This is a genomic window from Corynebacterium kalidii, from assembly GCF_022869005.1.
Lineage (GTDB): Bacteria > Actinomycetota > Actinomycetes > Mycobacteriales > Mycobacteriaceae > Corynebacterium > Corynebacterium kalidii.
In genome coordinates this window covers 183,508-201,874 of the sequence record NZ_JALIEA010000016.1, presented here as the reverse complement: position 1 = coordinate 201,874, position 18,367 = coordinate 183,508, and the positions used below count along the sequence as shown (strand labels likewise).

Here is an 18,367-nt window from a genome sequence, read left to right as displayed (position 1 = left end):
TACGCTGTCAGACATGACTAGCGAGAACCCCATTTCAGGCAACGACGCCGTCGCCCGGGCAGAAGAGCAGGCCAAGCAGACCGCCGGGCGCAACATCCCCACCCTCGGTGACCTCCCCGTCGCCGAGGACACCGCGAACCTGCGTCAGGGCCCCAACCTGCACGACGGACTGCTGGCGCTGCTCCCCCTCGTCGGCGTGTGGCGCGGCGAAGGTCACGCCTCCCCGGTCGACGGCGCCGAGGATTACGCCTTCGGACAGCAGATCGTCTTCGCCCACGACGGCGAGAACTACATCAGCTACAACTCGCGGATCTGGCGGCTCGACGCCAACGGCGAGGCCACCGGCCAGGACGTCCGGGAGACCGGCTTCCTGCGCATCAGCGACAACGACGACATCGAGTTCCTCACCGTGCACAGCACCGGCGTGGTCGAGGTGATGTACGGCCGCCCCCGCAATGAGCGTGCGTGGGAACTGGAGAGCGCCTCGACCCTGGCCTCCGAGACCGGCCCCCGCGCCTTCGGCCCCGGGAAGCGGATCTACGGCCTGATGCCGAACAACAACCTCGGCTGGGTCGACGAGCGCGTCGAGAACGCCGCCGACGGTGCCGCCACCGAGCTGGCACCGTGGATGTCCGCCGAGCTGACCCGCGTCATCGGCTGACACCCCCTTTCCCGGGGCCCGCCCCTCACGCCGTGGCGGCCTCCACGGCCAACGCCTCGACCTCCGCGGCGACGTCGGGGCGGGGCAGTGTGACCCCGTCCAACTCGGTGACCCGGGCGTGGATGCGCACCGAGGACACCAGCCACACCCCGTCGGCGGCCCGCAGGTCCGCCACCGTCAACGGCCGCTGCACGGTCTCCCACCCGCGGCTACGGGCCAGGGCGAACATCGCCGCCTGGGTCGTGCCCGGGAGCACCCCGGCCTGCTGGCTGGGTGTGGACAGCGTCCTGCCCGTCACCGCCACCACGGTGGACGTCGGCCCCTCGAGCACGCGGTCGTCGTCGCCGATGAAGATCACGTCGTCCAACCCCTGCGACGCCGCGTGACGCAGCGCCGCCATGTTCATCGCGTACGACAGCGTCTTCGCCCCCACGAGCGCCCAGGGCGAGTCGTCGGAGATGCTGAGACTGAAGCCCCTGTGCGCCGTCATCACCCGCACCCCCTGCTCGCGCTGCCGCAACACCGACGGCGCCTCCGCGGTCACGGTCACCCAGCCGGTCACCTCCCCGGTAGACTCCCGTCCCCGGGAGTACATCCAGCGCAGGGAGGCCTCGCCGCCGCCCACGGCGTCCCACTGCGCGAGCGCGGTGTCGGTGGCCTGCAGCCACCGGTCGACGTCGGGCGCGGGCAGGTCCAGCAGGGACGCCCCCCGCACGAAACGGTCGCGGTGCAGGTCGAGGTTACGCACCCGGCCACCCCTCACCATCAACGTCTCGAAGATGCCGTCCCCGCGTCGTGCAGCCAGGTCGTCGATGTGGATCACCGGGACCGTGGAGTCGATGACCTCCGGGGCCGGGCCGCCGGCGGGATGCACGTCGACGGCGATGTCACGGGGGTTCAGGCTGGGGTTCAGGTCGCTCATGACGACCAGTCTAGGGGCTCTCCCCTGACACCGGACCCGATCGGTACTAGGGTGGGTGGTGTGAGTCAGACGCACAGTCCCCTGGTCGACCACGTACCGGGGGCAAGCACGGAAGACGGTTCGACCTCCGACGGGCACCGGGAACTCCTGGCAGCCACGGCGAGGCACTACGGACGGCCGCTCATCGAGCAGTCACAGGTCGACGACGGGGACACCGGGGTGATCGACGGCTGGTCCCACACCGCGATCCTGGTGTCGGGGCCGGGCGCGGCCACCTGGCTGAACGACCTGATCTCCCAGAAAGTCGACGCGATACAGGTGGGGACGTCCACCCGCGGCCTGATCCTGGACATCCAGGGCCGCGTCGAGCACGCCTTCGGGATCTCCGCCGTCGACGACGACGTCCTCCTCCTGGACGCCCCAGGCGACGCGGACGCCGCGGCGTTGGCGGACTTCCTGGCACGCATGGTCTTCTGGGCGAAGGTCGAGGTATCCACCCCGGACCTGTCGCTGCTCAGCGTGGTCAACCCGGCCACCTCCCCGGCGTCGGCGGCCGGCACCGGGGTACCGGACGGCGTCACCGCGCCGGAGGTCCGCTACTGGGCCACACGAACCCTCGGCGGGCACCCGGTGACCGACCTGTGGGTGGACACCGCCGCGCTGACCGGCACGTGGGATGCCCTGGTCGCCGCCGGTGCACGCCCGGTCGGCGGGTGGGCCGCGGACGCCCTGCGGATCCGTGACCGTCACCCGCTGCTCGGCGTCGACACCGACGACCGGGTGATCCCGCACGAGGTACCCTTCTTCATCGGCGGCACCGGTGCGGACGACCCGGACATGCAGGGCGCCACCCGGCTGGCCCGCGCCGACGACGGGCCGACGTCCGCGGCGGTGCACCTGAACAAGGGCTGCTACCGCGGCCAGGAGACGGTCTCGCGGGTCCACAACCTGGGTCGGCCTCCCCGCCATCTCGTGGTACTGCAGCTGGACGGGTCCGGCCAGTCCCTGCCGGAGGTCGGCGCGGCGGTGCAGGCCGGTGGCCGGACGGTGGGACGGATCGGGTTGACCGTCCAGGACGCCGACGAAGGGCCGCTGGCCCTGGCCCTGGTCAAGCGCCAGGTCATCGAGAAACTCGCGGCGGACCGGACGTCCGGCGACAACGCGACCCCGCCACTGACCGTGGACGGTGTGGATGCCGCCGTGGACCCGGACGACATCGTCGTCGACAACACCGTACGGCCGGGTCGCGCGGCCATCGACAGGTTGAGAGGAAAAGTCTGACCTGCATTCACCTGCACTTACGTACCTGACACGCGACCACGCGCGCCCCTGGTTCTGACAACTGCGCCCACACCCGCTATTGTGGGGACAGAACGGAATCACTGAAAGATGCGAGAGCAGCCCAAATCCCTGGCTGCTCCATTGACAACCCGAGGGGGTCAGGCCATGGGTCGCGGCCGTGCCAAGGCAAAGCAAACCAAGGTTGCCCGTCAGCTCAAGTACAGCTCTCCAGACATGGATCTCGAGAGTCTTCAGCGTGAGCTGTCCACTGAGAGTGGGCATTCCACCGAAGACGACTACGAGGAGTGGGAAGACTGGAGCGCCGAGGAGGACGAAGGCCGCTGACGCCTTCTCCGTCCCCTCACCCCAGTGAACACCGGTGGCCGGGGCCGTCCACGTCGTGAACAGACGACGCGGACGGTCCCGGACACCGGTTTTCGCGTACCCCCACGACGACGAAGGGGCGGTTTCCTGGTCTGGAAACCGCCCCGTCCCCCACGGCCGACGCTGACGTCGGCCGGCACCTGCGTCAGGTCCGCGGGTACTCCCCCACGAGCTGTGCGCGCGCGTCCGACTCGTTCTCCGAGCCGTCCTCGGCCGCCATCCGGACATGCCCCAGCTTCCAGGCGTCGATGTGGCGGGCGGTGAGCATGGCGAGGGCGCGCTCGGCGTCGTCCTCCCCGACGACGGCGACCATGCCGACGCCCATGTTGAAGGTCTTCTCCATCTCGTCCTGCGCGACCCTGCCCAGCTGGGCGATGGTGCGGAACACCGGGGCCGGCTCCCAGGACCCACGGTTGAGCTCGGCGACGAGCCCCTCGGGGATGACCCGGGCCAGGTTCGCCGCCAGGCCGCCACCGGTCACGTGGGAGTAGGTGTGGACGTCGCACTCCGCGGCGAGCGCGAGGCAGTCCAGGGCGTAGATCTTGGTGGGTTCCAGCAGTTCCTCGCCGAGGGTACGGCCGAAGTCGGAGACGTAGCCGTCGAGTTCCAGACCGGCCTTCTCCAGGAGGACGTGGCGGGCGAGGCTGTAGCCGTTGGAGTGCAGCCCGGAGCTGGCCATGCCGATGACGACGTCGCCGTGACGGACCCGGTCCGGCCCGAGCAGCTTCGCTTCCTCGACGACACCGACCGCGGTCGCGGAGACGTCGTACTCACCGGGCTCCATCAGCCCCGGGTGCTCGGCGGTCTCCCCGCCGAGCAGGGCGCAGCCGGCGTCGATGCAGCCGGCGGCGATGCCCGAGACGATCTCGGCGACGTGCTCGGGCACGACCTTGCCGATGGCGATGTAGTCCTGGAGGAACAGCGGCTCGGCGCCGCAGACCACCAGGTCGTCGACGACCATGGCCACCAGGTCACGGCCGATGGTGTCGTGCTTGTTCATGGCCTGGGCCACCGCGAGCTTCGTCCCGACACCGTCGGACCCCGACGCCAGCAGGGGCTTCTCGTACTCGCCGAGGGCGAAGAGCCCGGCGAAACCGCCGAGCCCGCCCCGGACCTCGGGCCGGGTGGCTTTCTTGGCCAGGGGGGCGAACATCTCGACGGCACGGTCGCCAGCCTCGATGTCGACGCCGGCGGCGGCGTAGCTGGCGCCGCCGGAGTTGTCGCGGGGATCGGTCAGGTCAGTCAATGTAATATGCCTTCACTCGCGGTGATTGTCGTGCAGGATTCTGCTGCGTTAAGCCGCATCCAGCCTACCTGGTACCGTGCCCTATTCCCCTACCGAGATCCCGCCCACCACCGGAAGCCAGTGGCTGACGTCCCCGGCGTGCGCCCCGGAGACCTCCGCACCGGCGGCCAGGGCACCGTCCAGGTCGATGAGCCCGCCGGCCAACCGTAGCCAGGTCAGCGCGTCACACTGCACCACGTTCGGCGGCGTCCCGCGTCGGTGCACGGACCCTTCGATGCACTGCACCGCCGCGAACGGCGGCACCCTGACCTCCACGCTGTGCCCCGGGGCGTCCTGCCCCAGCTGGGCGACGGTGAGCCGCACGGCGGCGGCGACGGCGCTACGGGACGGGCGCGGCTCGTTGTCGGGATCACGCACCCACGGCCACACCGCGGTCATCGCCGAGCGCACCGCGGCGGGGTCCGTCGTCTTCGTCGACCTCTCTGGCATGACCCCGATGATACGACCTCGGTGATACGACGCCGGCCCGGACTGTAGGATATGGGACATCACCGGTGAAACGAAAGGCAGATTGTGGCAGTAACAGGGGCAGACGAGCAGGGGCGGAAGCTGCAGCCGGAGACGACGCTGCGCTTCATGGCGGCTCCGACCGACGTCCTCATGCAGGGTGCCCGTGGTGTCCACGGTGGCCGGGTCCTGGAGTGGATCGACAAAGGCGCCTACGCCTGCGCGGTCGGCTGGTCGGGGTCCTACTGTGTGACGGCGTACGTGGGCCACATCCACTTCACGCGCCCGATCCCGTCCGGGCACGTCGTGGAGGTGCGGTCACGCATCGTGTACACCGGACGGTCGTCGATGCACATCGTCAACGAGGTGCTCTCGGCGGACCCGCGCGAGGGTGTGTTCACCCGGGCCTGCGACTGCCTGGTGATCTTCGTGGCCATGGACGAGAACCGGAAGTCGAAGCCGGTCCCCCACTTCGAGCCGGAGACCGAGGCGGGTATCCGGGTCCAGCAGGCGGCGTTGTCGCGCGTGCAGCTGCGCAAGGCCATCGAGGAGGAGATGCTGAAGCAGAGCTACTCCTCCGACCCGGCGGCGACCACCGCCCCGCGGATGACGCACCGCTTCATGGCCAAGCCCACCGACGTCAACTGGGGCGGCAACGTCCACGGCGGTACCGCCATGGAGTGGATCGACGAGGCGGCGTCCGCCTGCACCTCGGCGTGGACCGGTGAGCGCACCGTGGCGGTATACGCCGGTGGCTTCCGCTTCTACCGTCCGATCCACATCGGCGACCTGGTCGAGGCCGAGGCCCGCGTGATCCGTACGGACGTCCGCAGTATGTCGGTGTCGGTGCACCTGCGCGCCGGCGACCCCCGTGAGGGGACAGGTAACCTGCCGGTCGCCATCCACGCGTCGATGACGTACATCGCCACCGACATCGACGGAAACCCGCTGGCCGCCCGGCAGTTCACCCCCACCACCCCGGAGGACAAGCGTCTGGCGCAGCACGCCGCCACGCTGCGCGAGCTGCGCACCAAGTACCGGCCGATGCCCCTGGTGGAGCCGCTGCGCGACGAGAGCCAGTACCCGATGAACTGATCGCCCGGTTGCCGCGGTCAGACGCAGCACGTCGGACGCGGAAACGGCCCGCTGCGGGGAAACACCCCGCAGCGGGCCGTTCTACTGTCGACAGGGACGCTGTGACGGGCCTACTCCACCACGGAGTTGGCCCCGACCGCGTGGCTGAACAGGGAGGGCAGCGTGCCTTCCCATGCCTGCTTCGCGTCGGCGACCGGCAGGGTGAACTCCGCGCCGGTGGTGGTCACGGCGATCGCCGCGTCCTGCGGCGCCGAAGCGCTTTCACCGATGCGGTTCACCGGCACACCGTGCTCGGCGAAGACGGCTTCCGCCTTCTCCACGTCCGCGGCGTCGACGGCGACGAGCACGCGCGTCGCGGTCTCGGAGAACAGTGCGGTGAACACGTCGGAGACCGCGTCCCCGGTGGTCGCGGCGTCGGCCAGGCCCGCCACCGGGTCCACGGAGACCGAGGCGCCGGACTGCACCGCGTACTCCACGACCGCCTGCGACAGGCCACCTTCGGAGAGGTCGTGGGCGGAGGCGACGGTGCCCCGCAGCTGCGAGAGCGCCGCCCCGAGCTTCTGCTCGGCGCCCAGGTCCACCGTCGGCGGCATGCCGGCCAGGGTGGAGTGGGCGACCTGCTGCCAGATCGACCCGCCGAGCTCGTCGGCGGTCTCCGCACCCGCGAGCAGCAGCACGTGGTCGCCGGCACCGGGTCGGGTCGGGATCCGCGTGGCGACGTCGTCGATGGTGCCGAGCACGGCGATCACCGGCGTCGGCAGGATGGCCTCGGCACCGGTCTGGTTGTAGAAACTCACGTTACCGCCTGTGACCGGCACCGCCAGCTCGGCGCAGCCGTCGGCGAGACCGTGGACGGCCTCACGGAACTGCCACATGACGCCGGCGTCCTCCGGGGACCCGAAGTTCAGGCAGTTCGACACCGCGACCGGGGTCGCGCCGGTCACCGAGACATTGCGGTAGGCCTCGGCGAGCGCCAGGCGTGCACCGGTGTTCGGGTCGAGCCTGGTGTACCGGCCGGAGGCGTCGGTGGACACGGCGATACCGCGGCCGGTCTCCTCGTCGATACGCAGCACGCCCGCGTCGGCGTCCTTCGCCAGGACGGTGTTGCCGCGGACGTAGCGGTCGTACTGGTCGGTGATGAAGGCACGCGAGCACAGGGCCGGCGACGCCGCCAGATCCAGCACGGTCTGACGGATCTCGTCGGCCGAGCCCGGGCGGGCGAGCGCCGGGTCGGCGTTCAGGGCGTCCTGGTCCTCCGGGCGGGCGACGGGGCGCTCGTACACCGGGCCCTCGTCGGCCATGGTGGCGGCGTCGGCGTCGACCACGATCTCGCCACGGTGCTCGATGACCAGGTGGTCACCGTCGGTGACCTCACCCAGGTCGGAGGCGATGACCTCCCACTTCTCGCAGATGGCCATGAACGCCTCGACGTTCTCGGGGGTGACCACGGCCATCATGCGTTCCTGTGACTCCGAGGAGAGGATCTCCGCGGCGGTCATGCCCTCGGCACGCAGGTGCACCTTGTCCAGGTTCACGTGCATACCGCCGTCACCTGCGGCGGCGAGTTCGGCGGTGGCGCAGGACAGGCCCGCCCCACCGAGGTCCTGGATACCGACGACCACGCCGGCGTTGTACAGGTCCAGGCAGCACTCGATGAGCACCTTCTCGGCGAAGGGGTCGCCGACCTGGACGGCAGGGAGCTTGCGCTCGGCGCCTTCCTCGAAGGTGTCGGAGGCCAGGACGGAGACCCCGCCGATGCCGTCCAGCCCGGTGCGTGAACCGAAGAGGATCACCCGGTTGCCCACGCCGGAGGCGAAGGCGAGCTTGAGGTCGTCGCTCTTGAGCGTACCGACACACAGGGCGTTGACCAGCGGGTTACCGGCGTAGGAGGCGTCGAAGACCGTCTCTCCGCCGAGGTTCGGCAGGCCGAGGCTGTTGCCGTACCCGCCGATACCGGCGACCACGCCGGGCAGGACGCGCTGGGTGTCCGGGGCGTCCGCCGCACCGAAGCGCAGCTGGTCCATCACGGCGACGGGACGGGCGCCCATGGCCATGATGTCGCGGACGATGCCGCCGACACCGGTCGCGGCACCCTGGTACGGCTCCACGTAGGACGGGTGGTTGTGGGACTCCACCTTGAAGGTCACGGCGTTGCCGTCGCCGATGTCGATGACACCGGCGTTCTCCCCGATACCGGCGAGCATCTTCGACTTCATCTCGTCGGTGGTGGTCTCACCGAAGTAGCGCAGGTGCACCTTGGAGGACTTGTAGGAGCAGTGCTCCGACCACATCACCGAGTACATCGCCAGCTCGGCGTCGGTGGGACGCCGGCCGAGGATGTCGCGGATACGCTGGTACTCGTCGGCCTTCAGACCGAGCTCGGCCCACGGCTGGTCCAGCTCCGGGGTGGCCGCCGCCTGGGCGACGGTGTCGTTCACGACGGTCACGGAGTTCTCGTCAGTCATTTCTCGTATCTCCTCAGGCTGCCACGGTGCCGACGGCGGACAGGAACATCTCCAGACCATCCAGCGACGGCCCGGTCAGGGTCTCCACGGCGTGCTCCGGGTGCGGCATCAGCCCCACGACACGACCATCGGCCGAGCTGATCCCGGCGATGTCGTTGACCGACCCGTTGTAGTTGTCGGTGTAACGGAAGACGACCCGGCCCTCCGCCTCCAACTCGGCGACGGTGTCGGCCGAGGCCTGGAACCGGCCCTCACCGTGCTTCGACGGGACGAGGATCCGCTGCCCCGCCTCCAGCGAACGGGTCCAGGCGGTGTCGGCGTTCACGACCTCCAGCACCGCGTCGGTGCAGTGGAAGTGGAGCCCCTTGTTGCGGGTGAGGGCGCCGGGCAGCAGACCCGACTCGGTGAGGATCTGGAAGCCGTTGCAGATGCCGAGGACCGGCATGCCGGCGGCGGCCCTCTCCACCACGGATCGCACCACCGGCGCCTGGGCGGCGATGGCCCCGGAACGCAGGTAGTCGCCGTAGGAGAACCCGCCGGGGACGACGACGGCGTCGACGTCCTTCAGGTCGGCGTCCGCGTGCCACAGGTCGACGGCCTCGGCGCCGGCGAGGCGCACGGCGCGGGCGGCGTCGACGTCGTCCAACGTCCCGGGGAACGTGATGACCCCGATGCGGGCGCTCACTCGGAGGCTCCGGCCGATCCGGCGATCTCCGCGGACACGACCTCGTAGTCCTCGATCACGGTGTTGGCGAGCAGCGTCGCGGCGACGCGCTCCAGGTCCTCGGCGGAGACGGAGTCATCGACCTCCAGCTCGAACCGCTTGCCCTGACGGACATCCTCGACGCCGGAGACACCGATGCGCCCGAGCGCACGGACGACGGCTTGTCCCTGGGGATCCAGGATCTCGGCCTTGGGCATGACATTGACTACGACACGTGCCACGGGTTTCCTCTTGTTTCCTTAGCTGTCAGCGGTAGGTGGGGAACAGGCACAACCATACCGGGTGGCCCGGACATCGTGAACCGCCGGTCTCAGCGCAGTCGCCGCCACGCTCCGGCGGTCCCGACCGCGGGGTACCCGTCACCCTCTGCCAGGGGAGTCCAGCAGCTCCGTCGCGCCCATCCGGTCCAGCTCCCAGGCGGTCTCGAAGGCGGACTGCCGCCACTTCTCGTAGCGGCCCGACACACCCCCGTGCCCGGAGGTCATGTCGGTCTTCAACAGGAAGTCGCTGCCCCGTTCCGCGGCCGAGACCTCACCGGCGACTTCCCGCAGCTTCGCGATCCACTTCGTCGGCTCCACGTAGAGCACCCGGGTGTCGTTGAGTCCGCTGATCGCCAGGATCGGCGGGTACGCCTGCGCCGTCACGTTCTCGTATGGGGCGTAGCCCGCCATGTAGTCGTATACGGCGGGGTCGTGGTACGGGTCGCCCCATTCCTCCCACTCGGTGACCGTCAGCGGCAGTTCCGGCATCAGGATGCTGGTCAGCGGGTCGACGAAGGGAACCACGGCCTCGATGCCGGCGAACCGGTCCGGCGCCATGTTCGCCACCGCACCCATGAGCAGTCCGCCGGCGGACCCGCCCTCGGCGACCATCTTCTCCGGCGAGGTGATCCCCGCGGCAATGAGGTCGTCGGCAACGGCGATGAAGTCGGTGAAGGTGTTCATCTTCTGCAGCGTCTTGCCCTGCTCGTACCAGGTACGGCCCATCTCCCCGCCGCCCCGGACGTGGGCGACGGCGTAGACCACACCGCGGTCCAGCATCGACAGCCGGAACACCGAGAAATACGGGTCCATGCAGGCCTCGTAGGAGCCGTAGCCGTACAGCAGGACCGGGTGCGTGGCACCCTCCTCCAACGGGTCGACGTCGGTGCGGTGGACCAGGGACACCGGGATCCTGGCGCCGTCGGACGCGGTGACCCAGCGACGTGAAGCGGTGTAGCGCGAGCGGTCGAAGTCGCCGAGCACGGTCTGTTCACGCCGCAGCACCCGCTCCCCGGTGCGCAGGTCGATCTCCCACACCTGCGCCGGGGTGACGTAGCTGGTGTAGCTGACGCGCAACACCGGCGACTGCCACTCCGAGTTGCCCACGGTGCCGGCCGAGTAGAGCTCCTCGTCGAAGCGGATCGGCTCGAACCGTCCCCACCCACCGGAGTGGTCGGAGAGGTCCATCAGCGCCAGCTGCTCGATGGCGTTCTCCCGCGTGGAGAGGACGAGGTGGTCGGCGAAGCAGTCCACCCCCTCGACCCGGACGTCGTCGCGGTGCGGGACGAGCACCTCGTAGGACGGGTCCGTGAAACCGTCGATCGTGCCGACCGGGCAGTGCCCGACCTCGCCGTTAGGCAGGCCCTCGAGCTCCTCACGGACCACCAGCCACTCGTCCACCCCACCGACGACCACGTGGTCGACGTCGTACTGGACGTCCTTCTCCCGGGGACGGACGCAGGTCAGCTCCCCCTCCGGGTCGCCGGTCTCCGCCGACACGTCAAGGTACCAGGTCTCCGAGGTCGTCTTCGAGGCGGTCGACACCAGCAGGAAGCGTTCCGAGCGGGTGACACCCACACCGGTCCAGTAGGCCTCGTCGTCCTCACGGAATACGCAGACGTCCTCGCTCTCGGGCGTGCCGACGCGGTGCCGCCAAATCTCGTGGGGACGCCAGGCGTCGTCCACTCGCTGGTAGAAGAGGTGGTCGTCGCCGACCCACGTCGCGCCGTAGGCGACGCCCTCCAGGACGTCCTCCAGCAGCTCACCACTGGACAGGTCCTTGATCCGCAGCGTGAAGCGCTCGTCGCCGACGGTGTCGGTGGAGTAGGCCAGCAGCGTGCCGTCCACAGTGAGGCTGGCCGCGCCCAGGCTGAAGAACTCCTCCCCCTCCGCCAGCGCATTGCAGTCCAGCATGACCTGCTCGCCGTCGGCGGGTTCCCCCGGCACGATCTCCGGCGGGGTCCAGGGAGCGTCGTGGTCGACGGGGATCCGGCACATCGTGGGGTAGCTCTTTCCCTCCTCCGTGCGGGAGAAGTACCACCACTGCCCGGACCTCACCGGGACCGACAGGTCGGTCTCCAGGATCCGCGACTTCACCTCGTCGAAGACCGCGTCCTCCAACGGCTTGAGGTGCCCGGTCCTCGCGTCGGTGTAGGCGTTCTCCGCGGTGAGGTGGGCGTGGACCTCGGGGCTGTCCTTGTCGCGCAGCCATTCGTAGACGTCGACGACATCACGCCCGTGGAAACTACGGGTGACGGGCTTCTTCTTCGCTACCGGCGGGTTGAGATCCATGGGACACGATCGTAGCGTGCCCCGTCACCGCCCCGAGCAGGTGCCGATCCAGTCGGCGAAACGGCGGCCCGAGATCCTCTCGTAGGCGTCGACGTAGCGCTCGCGGGTGGCCTCGACGACCGGGCCCGGCAGCTCCGGCGGCGGGGTCCCCGCGTTCCTGTCCCACCCGGACTTCGGCCCGGTCAACCAGTTACGGACGTACTGCTTGTCGAAGCTGGGCTGGACCCGGCCCTCCTCGTAGGAGTCCGCCGGCCAGTAACGCGAGGAGTCGGGGGTGAGCACCTCGTCGCCGAGGACCAGGTTGCCGTCGGAATCCAGCCCGAACTCGAACTTGGTGTCGGCCAGGATGATGCCGTGCTCCGCGGCGATCTCCGCGGCCTGGGTGTAGATCCTGATCGACGCGTCCCGCAGCTCCTCGGCGCGCTGTCGGCCCAGCCCGTCGACGACGACGTCGAAGGAGACGTTCTCGTCGTGGTCCCCGATCTCCGCCTTCGTGGCGGGGGTGAAGATCGGCTCCGGCAGCTTCGACGCCTCGGTCAGGCCGTCCGGCAGCGGGACGCCGCACACCGAACCGTTCTCCCGGTACTCGGCGAGCCCCGAACCGCTGAGGTAGCCACGCACCACGCACTCGAAGGGCAGCATCTCGAGTTTGCGGCAGACCTGCGCCCTGCCCAGGGACTTCTCCGGGATGCGCTCGTCGTCGGCGGGGCCGGCCAGGTGGTTCGGGAAGTCGATGCGTCCGAAGAAGAAGTCGCTCATCGCGGTGAGCACCCGCCCCTTGTCCGGGATCGGGGTCTCCAGCACGAAGTCGAAGGCGGAGATGCGGTCAGTGGCCACCATGAGCAGGGTGTCCTCGTCGATCTCGTAGATCTCTCGGACCTTTCCCGCGGAGAAATGGGTGTAGTCGGACAAGTCGGGTCGCATGGCCTGCAGAGTCTAGCCCCCGCGTCCGGCAATCTCCACGCGCCCCCGGGCAGAGGGCGCTGGGGGCCGCTGGGGCCTGCTGGGGGCTGCTGGGGCACGCTGAGCACACTGGGCCCACTGAGTCCACTTAGCAGATTCCGCGTTTCGCCGTGAGAGACTGTGGAGGACAACTAAACTTTGCGTTTTCGACGTTTCCTGTACACCTCACGAAAGTGCCTTCCATGAGAATCCGACCACGTCGGGCACTGGCGGCGGCCCTCACCGGGATCGCCCTCGTGCTCTCAACGACGGCGTGCGTACCGGACCGGGACGACATCCCGGCCGACTACATCACGTTCTTCGGCGGCGAACCACAGAATCCGCTGCTGACCACTAACACCAACGAGATCAACGGGGGTGAGGTCCTTCGCGCCATCTACACCGGACTGGTGGCCTACACCCCCGAGGGCGAGCCCTACAACGCCGTGGCCGAGGAGATCGAACCCAGCCGGGACTCCTCCAGCTTCCACGTGACCCTGAAGGACGGCTGGACCTTCACCAACGGCGAACCGGTCACCTCCGCCAGCTTCATCGACGCGTGGAACTACGGCGCGACCTCCGCCAACGCCCAGCTCGCCGCCGACTTCTTCTCCGCCATCGAGGGTTACGAGGACGTCTCGGGCGAGGACGCCACCGCCACGGAGATGTCCGGGCTCACCGAGATCAACGACCGCGAGTTCACCATCGACCTGTCCGCACCGGACGCATCCTTCCCCACCCAGCTGGGCTACACCGCGTTCTCCCCACTGCCGCAGGTCGCCTTCGACGACATGGCCACCTTCGGTGACCATCCGATCGGCAACGGCCCCTACATGCTCGACGGCGACGACGCCTGGCAGCACAATGTATCGATTCAGCTAAAGGTCAACCCGGAGTACGCCGGCGAGAACAAGGCGAAGAACCCCGGTATCGCCTTCAAGCACTACTCCGACGTCGCCACCGCCTACGCCGACCTGCAGTCCGGCGGACTCGACCACATGCGTGAGAACGTCGGCCCTCGGGCGATGCCCACCTACCGGCTCGACTTCCCGGACAGCAACGACGACGCCCCCTACGCGGCGATCCAGAACTTCACCATCCCCGAGAACCTCCCCGGTTTCCAGACGGATGAGGAAGGCCGGCTGCGCCGCGCGGCGATATCCATGGCCATCGACCGGGAGCTGATCATCGACAAACTCTACTTCGGCGGCCGCAAGATCGCAGAGGACTTCGGTGCCCCGACCCTCGAGGGCGGCATCGCCGACGTCCCCGGCAAGGAAGTCCTGACCTTCCAGCCGGAGAAGGCCCGCGAGCTCTGGGAGCAGGCCAACGAGATCCGCCCCTACAGCGGCGACCCGTTCCAGATCGCCTACAACGCCGACGGCGGCCACCAGCAGTGGGTCGAGGGCGCGACCAACAGCATCCGCCAGGTGCTGGACATCGAGGCCTCCGGCAAGGCCTACCCCACCTTCCAGGCGATGCGCGACGCCGTGGTCAACCGCACCATCGGATCGGCGTTCCGCTCCGGCTGGAACGCCGACTACCCGTCGATCTCCTCGTTCCTGGTGTCGAACTACCGCACCGGCGGCGGCTCGAACGACGGCGACTACTCCAACGAGCAGTTCGACGACCTACTCGCCCAGGCGTCCGAGGCCCCGGACTCCACCACCGCCCAGCCGTTCTACGACCGGGCCCAGGCCGTCCTGATGGAGGACCTGCCGCAGATCCCCCTGTGGTACTACGCCGCGACCACGGCCTGGGCCCCTGACCTGCACGGCGTGGAGACCAACTGGCAGGGCATGCCGGTCTACACCGAGATCACGAAGGACGGTGAGTGACCGTGTGGTGGTACCTCGGCAAACGACTCCTCCAGCTCATCCCCGTCTTCTTCGGGGCGACATTCCTCATCTACGCCCTGGTCTTCCTCATGCCGGGCGACCCCGTCCTCGCCCTGGCCGGCGACAAGGCCGCCGAACCGGCCGTCCTCGACCAGATCCGGGCGGACTACAACCTGGACAAGCCCTTCATCGTCCAGTACCTGCTGTTCCTCGGCGGGTTCTTCACCGGTGACATGGGCACCACCTTCTCCGGACGCGCGGTCACCGAGGTGCTCGCCGAGACCTTCCCCATCACCATCCGGCTGGCCCTGATGGCCCTGGTGATCGAGGCCGTGATGGGCATCATCTTCGGTCTGATCGCCGGGCTGCGCAAGGGCTCCTGGTTCGACTCGACCCTGCTCGTCGTCTCGCTGTTCATCATCGCGGTGCCGACGTTCGTCATCGGCTTCGTCGGCCAGTTCCTCTTCGGCATCCAGTGGGGGATCGTCTCACCGACGGTCGGCTCCGACGGGTCCTTCAGCAAGCTGCTGTTGCCCGCCGTCGTGCTGGGCATGGTCTCCTTCGCCTACGTCCTGCGGCTGACCCGGTCCGAGGTCGCGCAGAACCTGCGCGCCGACTTCGTCCGCACCGCCTCGGCCCGCGGGCTCTCCCGCGGCGTCGTCGTCCGCGACCACGTGCTGCGCAACTCGCTGGTCCCGGTCGTCACCTTCCTCGGCGCCGACCTCGCGACACTCATGGGTGGCGCGATCGTCACGGAGGGCATCTTCAACATCAACGGGGTCGGCGGGCTGATCTTCCAGTCCGTCAGTATCGGTGAGGCCCCCACCGTGGTCAGTGTCGTCACGATCCTCGTGGTGATCTTCGTGGTGGCCAACCTCATCATCGACCTGCTCTACGCCCTGCTCGACCCGAGGATCCGATATGCCTGACACACACGACCGTAACCAGCGCTGGGTCGCCGACGTCGTCACCGAGGACGTCCTGACCCGCGACCAGCTTCTCCCCGAGGATGCCCCCGCCGGGTTCTGGGGGACGGCCTGGCGTAACCTCCGCCGCCGCCCCATGTTCTGGCTGTCGGCGCTGATCATCCTCGCCGTCCTGCTCGTCACCGTCTTCCCCGGACTGTTCACCTCGACCGACCCCACCGCCGCGACCCTGGAGGACTCCCTCGAGCCCGCCCGCGACGGCCACCCCTTCGGCTTCACCCAGCAGGGCTACGACGTCTTCGCCCGCACCATCTACGGTGCCCAGGCGTCCGTCGTCACCGGCCTGGTGACCACCCTCGTCGTCGCCGTGCTCGGCGTCGTCATCGGCTCGCTCGCCGGCTACCTCGGCGGATGGGCCGACGCCCTGCTGTCGCGCCTGACCGACATCTTCTTCGCCGTCCCGCTGCTGCTCGCCGCGATCGTGCTGATGCAGCTCTTCGACGTGCGCAACGTGTGGACGGTGGTCCTGGTGCTGTCCGCGTTCGGCTGGCCGCAGATGGCCCGCATGGTCCGCGGCGCCGTCCTCCAGGCCAAGAACAACGACTACGTGCAGGCCTCCCGTGCCCTCGGCCTGAGCCGCGGCGGCATCCTCGTCCGCCACGTGCTGCCGAACTGTCTGGCCCCGATCATCGTGATGATGACCACCAACCTCGGCATCTACATCGTCGCCGAGGCGACGCTGTCGTACCTCGGCGTCGGCCTGCCGCCGAACACCGTGTCCTGGGGCAACGACATCTCCGCCGCGCAGGACGTCCTGCGGCTCTCCCCGGAGATCCTGTTCTACCCGGCCGGCGCGCTGGCGATCACCGTGCTGGGATTCATCCTGCTGGGCGACACCCTCAAGGACGCCCTCGACCCGAAGGAGCGCACCCGATGAGCGACCAACCACTGCTGTCGATGCGCGGCGTCGACATCGCCTTCGGCGCCCGGAAGAACCCCTCCCCCACCGTCTTCGGGGTGGACCTGGACATCTGGCCCGGCGAGACCGTCGCCGTGGTCGGCGAATCCGGCTCGGGGAAGTCCACCACCGCCATGAGCGTGATGGGGCTCCTGCCCGGCGGCGGCCACGTCACCGACGGCACCATCACGTTCAAGGGCGAGGACATCACCCACGCCTCGCCGAAGCGGTTCACCGAACTGCGCGGCGACAGCATCGGCCTCGTCCCGCAGGACCCGATGAGCAACCTCAACCCCGTGTGGACCATCGGCCACCACCTCAAGGAGGCCCTGAAGGCCAACGGGATCGCCACCGGGTCCGCCGCCCACACCCGGGCGGTGGAGCTCCTCGGCGAAGCCGGGCTCCCCGACGCAGAACACCGGATCAGCCAGTACCCGCACCAGTACTCCGGCGGCATGCGCCAGCGCGCCCTGATCGCCTGTGGGCTGGCGGCCCGTCCCGACCTGCTCATCGCCGACGAGCCGACCTCGGCGCTGGACGTGACCGTCCAACGCCAGATCCTCGACCACCTGCAGAGCCTCACCGAGGAACTCGGCACCGCCGTCCTGCTGATCACCCACGACCTGGGGCTGGCCGCCGAACGTGCCGACCGCATCGTGGTGATGAGCCAGGGGCACATCGTGGAGTCCGGCCCGGCACTGGAGATCCTCCAGGACCCGCACCACCCCTACACCCGCAAACTCGTCGCCGCCGCACCGTCCATCGGGGCACGGCGCGACGAGGTGCAGGTGCGGGAACCGGCCGGTGTCGCCGCCACGGGCGCGTCGCCTGCCGCGTCCGGGTCATCGGCCTCGTCGCCTGCCGCGGCCGACGAGGCACCGCTGATCACCGTGGAGAACCTGACGAAGGTCTTCAAGGTGCCCGGTGACAAGCCCTGGCGCAAGGTCGACTTCACCGCCGCGGACGACATCAACTTCTTCCTGCGCCGGGGCCGGACCCTCGCCCTGGTCGGTGAATCGGGTTCCGGCAAGTCCACCGTCGCCCAGATGGTGCTCGGCCTGCTGAAACCCTCCTCGGGCACCGTCACCTTCGACGGGACGGACGTCACGAACCTGGACAAGAAGGGGGAACTCGCCTTCCGCCGGCGCGTCCAGCCGGTCTTCCAGAACCCCTACGGCTCCGTGGACCCGATGTACTCGGTGTTCAACACCATCGCCGAGCCGTTGAAGATCCACGGCATCGGGACGAAGAAGGAGCGGGAGACCCGGGTCCGTGAACTGCTGGACCTGGTGGCGATGCCGCAGTCGATGATGTCGCGGTTCCCCGGTGAACTGTCCGGTGGTCAGCGGCAGCGTGTCGCGATCGCCCGCGCCATGGCGCTGGGCCCGGAGGCGCTGATCCTCGACGAGGCGGTGAGCGCCCTCGACGTGCTGGTGCAGTCCCAGGTGCTCGACCTGCTGAACCAGCTGCAGCGGGACATGGGGCTGACCTACCTGTTCATCACCCATGACCTGGCGGTGGTCAAGCAGATCGCCGACGAGACCCTGGTGATGCAGAGCGGCAGGATCGTGGAGCGCGGCGAGACCGACGACCTCTTCGACCACCCGGGGCAGGAGTACACCCGCCGGTTGCTGGACTCCATCCCCGGCGGGACGATCCCCCTGCACCAGGGGTAGGGGTCAGGGGTCGGGGGTCAGGGGTCGGGGGTCGGCCGCACGGGCGTGCGGTCACCCCGGCGCGACTGTCCCGCTGTCCCGCTGTGCCGCTGTGCCGCTGTGCCGCTGTGCCGCTGTGCCGCTGTGCCGCTCAGCCCTTGAGCCGCTGAGAGCCCGGGGCGTTGGTGGTTTTGAGGTCTCGAAACCACCA

Annotated in this window: 16 protein-coding genes; 8 read left to right on the top strand and 8 right to left on the bottom strand. The window is 69.1% G+C overall.

Features of this window, described 5'->3' with window-relative positions; genetic code table 11:
• Positions 1-13: 13 nt before the first annotated feature.
• Complete coding sequence (locus tag MUN33_RS10520; RefSeq protein WP_244804862.1) at positions 14-661, top strand: heme-binding beta-barrel domain-containing protein; 648 nt, start codon at positions 14-16, stop codon at positions 659-661.
• A 25-nt stretch (positions 662-686) separates the two neighbouring features.
• On the opposite strand, the gene MUN33_RS10515 is transcribed toward MUN33_RS10520, so the two are convergent.
• Complete coding sequence (locus MUN33_RS10515; protein WP_244804861.1) at positions 687-1,583, bottom strand: aminodeoxychorismate lyase; 897 nt, start codon at positions 1,581-1,583, stop codon at positions 687-689.
• A gap of 60 nt (positions 1,584-1,643) precedes the next feature.
• Between MUN33_RS10515 and ygfZ the strand changes: the two genes are divergently transcribed.
• Together ygfZ and MUN33_RS10505 are read left to right on the top strand one after the other, a co-directional pair.
• Positions 1,644-2,864, top strand: coding sequence for a CAF17-like 4Fe-4S cluster assembly/insertion protein YgfZ (gene ygfZ / locus MUN33_RS10510; RefSeq protein WP_369414955.1), 1,221 nt, complete (start codon positions 1,644-1,646; stop codon positions 2,862-2,864).
• A 165-nt stretch (positions 2,865-3,029) separates the two neighbouring features.
• Entirely contained in the window at positions 3,030-3,209 is a 180-nt protein-coding gene (locus tag MUN33_RS10505; RefSeq protein ID WP_244804859.1) for a DUF3073 domain-containing protein, read from the top strand.
• Between the two features lie 184 nt (positions 3,210-3,393).
• Here MUN33_RS10505 and purM read toward each other — a convergent pair whose 3' ends face one another.
• Positions 3,394-4,494: a phosphoribosylformylglycinamidine cyclo-ligase gene (gene purM / locus MUN33_RS10500; RefSeq protein WP_439647853.1), complete on the bottom strand. Its 1,101-nt coding sequence runs from the start codon at positions 4,492-4,494 to the stop codon at positions 3,394-3,396.
• 81 nt (positions 4,495-4,575) lie between these two features.
• The gene (locus MUN33_RS10495; RefSeq protein WP_244804858.1) at positions 4,576-4,983 is read right to left on the bottom strand and encodes a sterol carrier family protein; all 408 of its coding nucleotides are present in this window, start codon (positions 4,981-4,983) and stop codon (positions 4,576-4,578) included.
• A 147-nt stretch (positions 4,984-5,130) separates the two neighbouring features.
• Between MUN33_RS10495 and MUN33_RS10490 the strand changes: the two genes are divergently transcribed.
• Entirely contained in the window at positions 5,131-6,096 is a 966-nt protein-coding gene (locus tag MUN33_RS10490) for an acyl-CoA thioesterase (RefSeq protein ID WP_244804897.1), read from the top strand.
• A 110-nt stretch (positions 6,097-6,206) separates the two neighbouring features.
• Here MUN33_RS10490 and purL read toward each other — a convergent pair whose 3' ends face one another.
• From purL to MUN33_RS10465, 5 genes are all read right to left on the bottom strand, one after another.
• Positions 6,207-8,561, bottom strand: a complete 2,355-nt coding sequence (gene purL / locus MUN33_RS10485; protein WP_244804857.1) for a phosphoribosylformylglycinamidine synthase subunit PurL — start codon at positions 8,559-8,561, stop codon at positions 6,207-6,209.
• Positions 8,562-8,574: 13 nt separating this feature from the next.
• Positions 8,575-9,246, bottom strand: a complete 672-nt coding sequence (gene purQ / locus MUN33_RS10480; protein ID WP_244804856.1) for a phosphoribosylformylglycinamidine synthase subunit PurQ — start codon at positions 9,244-9,246, stop codon at positions 8,575-8,577.
• Positions 9,243-9,506 carry a phosphoribosylformylglycinamidine synthase subunit PurS gene (gene purS, locus MUN33_RS10475; protein WP_244804855.1) on the bottom strand — a complete coding sequence of 88 codons (264 nt, stop codon included), beginning with the start codon at positions 9,504-9,506 and terminating at the stop codon, positions 9,243-9,245. The genes purQ and purS overlap by 4 nt, the downstream gene beginning before the upstream one ends.
• A 138-nt stretch (positions 9,507-9,644) precedes the next feature.
• On the bottom strand, positions 9,645-11,837 hold the full coding sequence (locus MUN33_RS10470; protein ID WP_244804854.1) for a S9 family peptidase: 2,193 nt from the start codon (positions 11,835-11,837) through the stop codon (positions 9,645-9,647).
• A gap of 24 nt (positions 11,838-11,861) precedes the next feature.
• Entirely contained in the window at positions 11,862-12,761 is a 900-nt protein-coding gene (locus MUN33_RS10465) for a phosphoribosylaminoimidazolesuccinocarboxamide synthase (protein ID WP_244804853.1), read from the bottom strand.
• A 221-nt stretch (positions 12,762-12,982) separates the two neighbouring features.
• Between MUN33_RS10465 and MUN33_RS10460 the strand changes: the two genes are divergently transcribed.
• Genes MUN33_RS10460 through MUN33_RS10445 form a run of 4 tightly spaced genes read left to right on the top strand, consistent with a single transcriptional unit; the run spans position 12,983 to position 18,177 of the window.
• Positions 12,983-14,617 (top strand): peptide ABC transporter substrate-binding protein, encoded by a 1,635-nt coding sequence (locus tag MUN33_RS10460; RefSeq protein WP_244804852.1) that lies wholly within the window; start codon positions 12,983-12,985, stop codon positions 14,615-14,617.
• A 2-nt stretch (positions 14,618-14,619) separates the two neighbouring features.
• Complete coding sequence (locus MUN33_RS10455) at positions 14,620-15,546, top strand: ABC transporter permease (RefSeq protein ID WP_244804896.1); 927 nt, start codon at positions 14,620-14,622, stop codon at positions 15,544-15,546.
• Entirely contained in the window at positions 15,539-16,480 is a 942-nt protein-coding gene (locus MUN33_RS10450) for an ABC transporter permease (RefSeq protein ID WP_244804851.1), read from the top strand. Before MUN33_RS10455 ends, MUN33_RS10450 begins: the two co-directional genes overlap by 8 nt.
• Positions 16,477-18,177 (top strand): dipeptide ABC transporter ATP-binding protein, encoded by a 1,701-nt coding sequence (locus tag MUN33_RS10445; RefSeq protein ID WP_244804850.1) that lies wholly within the window; start codon positions 16,477-16,479, stop codon positions 18,175-18,177. The genes MUN33_RS10450 and MUN33_RS10445 overlap by 4 nt, the downstream gene beginning before the upstream one ends.
• The last annotated feature ends 190 nt before the right edge of the window (positions 18,178-18,367 follow it).

Excerpts from the sequence above, each read along its gene's own strand:
- MUN33_RS10490 (WP_244804897.1), top strand. The coding sequence starts at position 5,131 with ATGGCGGCTCCGACCGACGTCCTCATGCAGGGTGCCCGTGGTGTCCAC.
- MUN33_RS10460 (WP_244804852.1), top strand. The coding sequence starts at position 12,983 with ATGAGAATCCGACCACGTCGGGCACTGGCGGCGGCCCTCACCGGGATC.
- MUN33_RS10450 (WP_244804851.1), top strand. The coding sequence starts at position 15,539 with ATGCCTGACACACACGACCGTAACCAGCGCTGGGTCGCCGACGTCGTC.
- MUN33_RS10505 (WP_244804859.1), top strand. The coding sequence starts at position 3,030 with ATGGGTCGCGGCCGTGCCAAGGCAAAGCAAACCAAGGTTGCCCGTCAG.
- MUN33_RS10465 (WP_244804853.1), bottom strand. The coding sequence starts at position 12,761 with ATGCGACCCGACTTGTCCGACTACACCCATTTCTCCGCGGGAAAGGTC.
- MUN33_RS10470 (WP_244804854.1), bottom strand. The coding sequence starts at position 11,837 with ATGGATCTCAACCCGCCGGTAGCGAAGAAGAAGCCCGTCACCCGTAGT.
- MUN33_RS10445 (WP_244804850.1), top strand. The coding sequence starts at position 16,477 with ATGAGCGACCAACCACTGCTGTCGATGCGCGGCGTCGACATCGCCTTC.
- MUN33_RS10495 (WP_244804858.1), bottom strand. The coding sequence starts at position 4,983 with ATGCCAGAGAGGTCGACGAAGACGACGGACCCCGCCGCGGTGCGCTCG.
- MUN33_RS10515 (WP_244804861.1), bottom strand. The coding sequence starts at position 1,583 with ATGAGCGACCTGAACCCCAGCCTGAACCCCCGTGACATCGCCGTCGAC.
- MUN33_RS10520 (WP_244804862.1), top strand. The coding sequence starts at position 14 with ATGACTAGCGAGAACCCCATTTCAGGCAACGACGCCGTCGCCCGGGCA.
- purL (WP_244804857.1), bottom strand. The coding sequence starts at position 8,561 with ATGACTGACGAGAACTCCGTGACCGTCGTGAACGACACCGTCGCCCAG.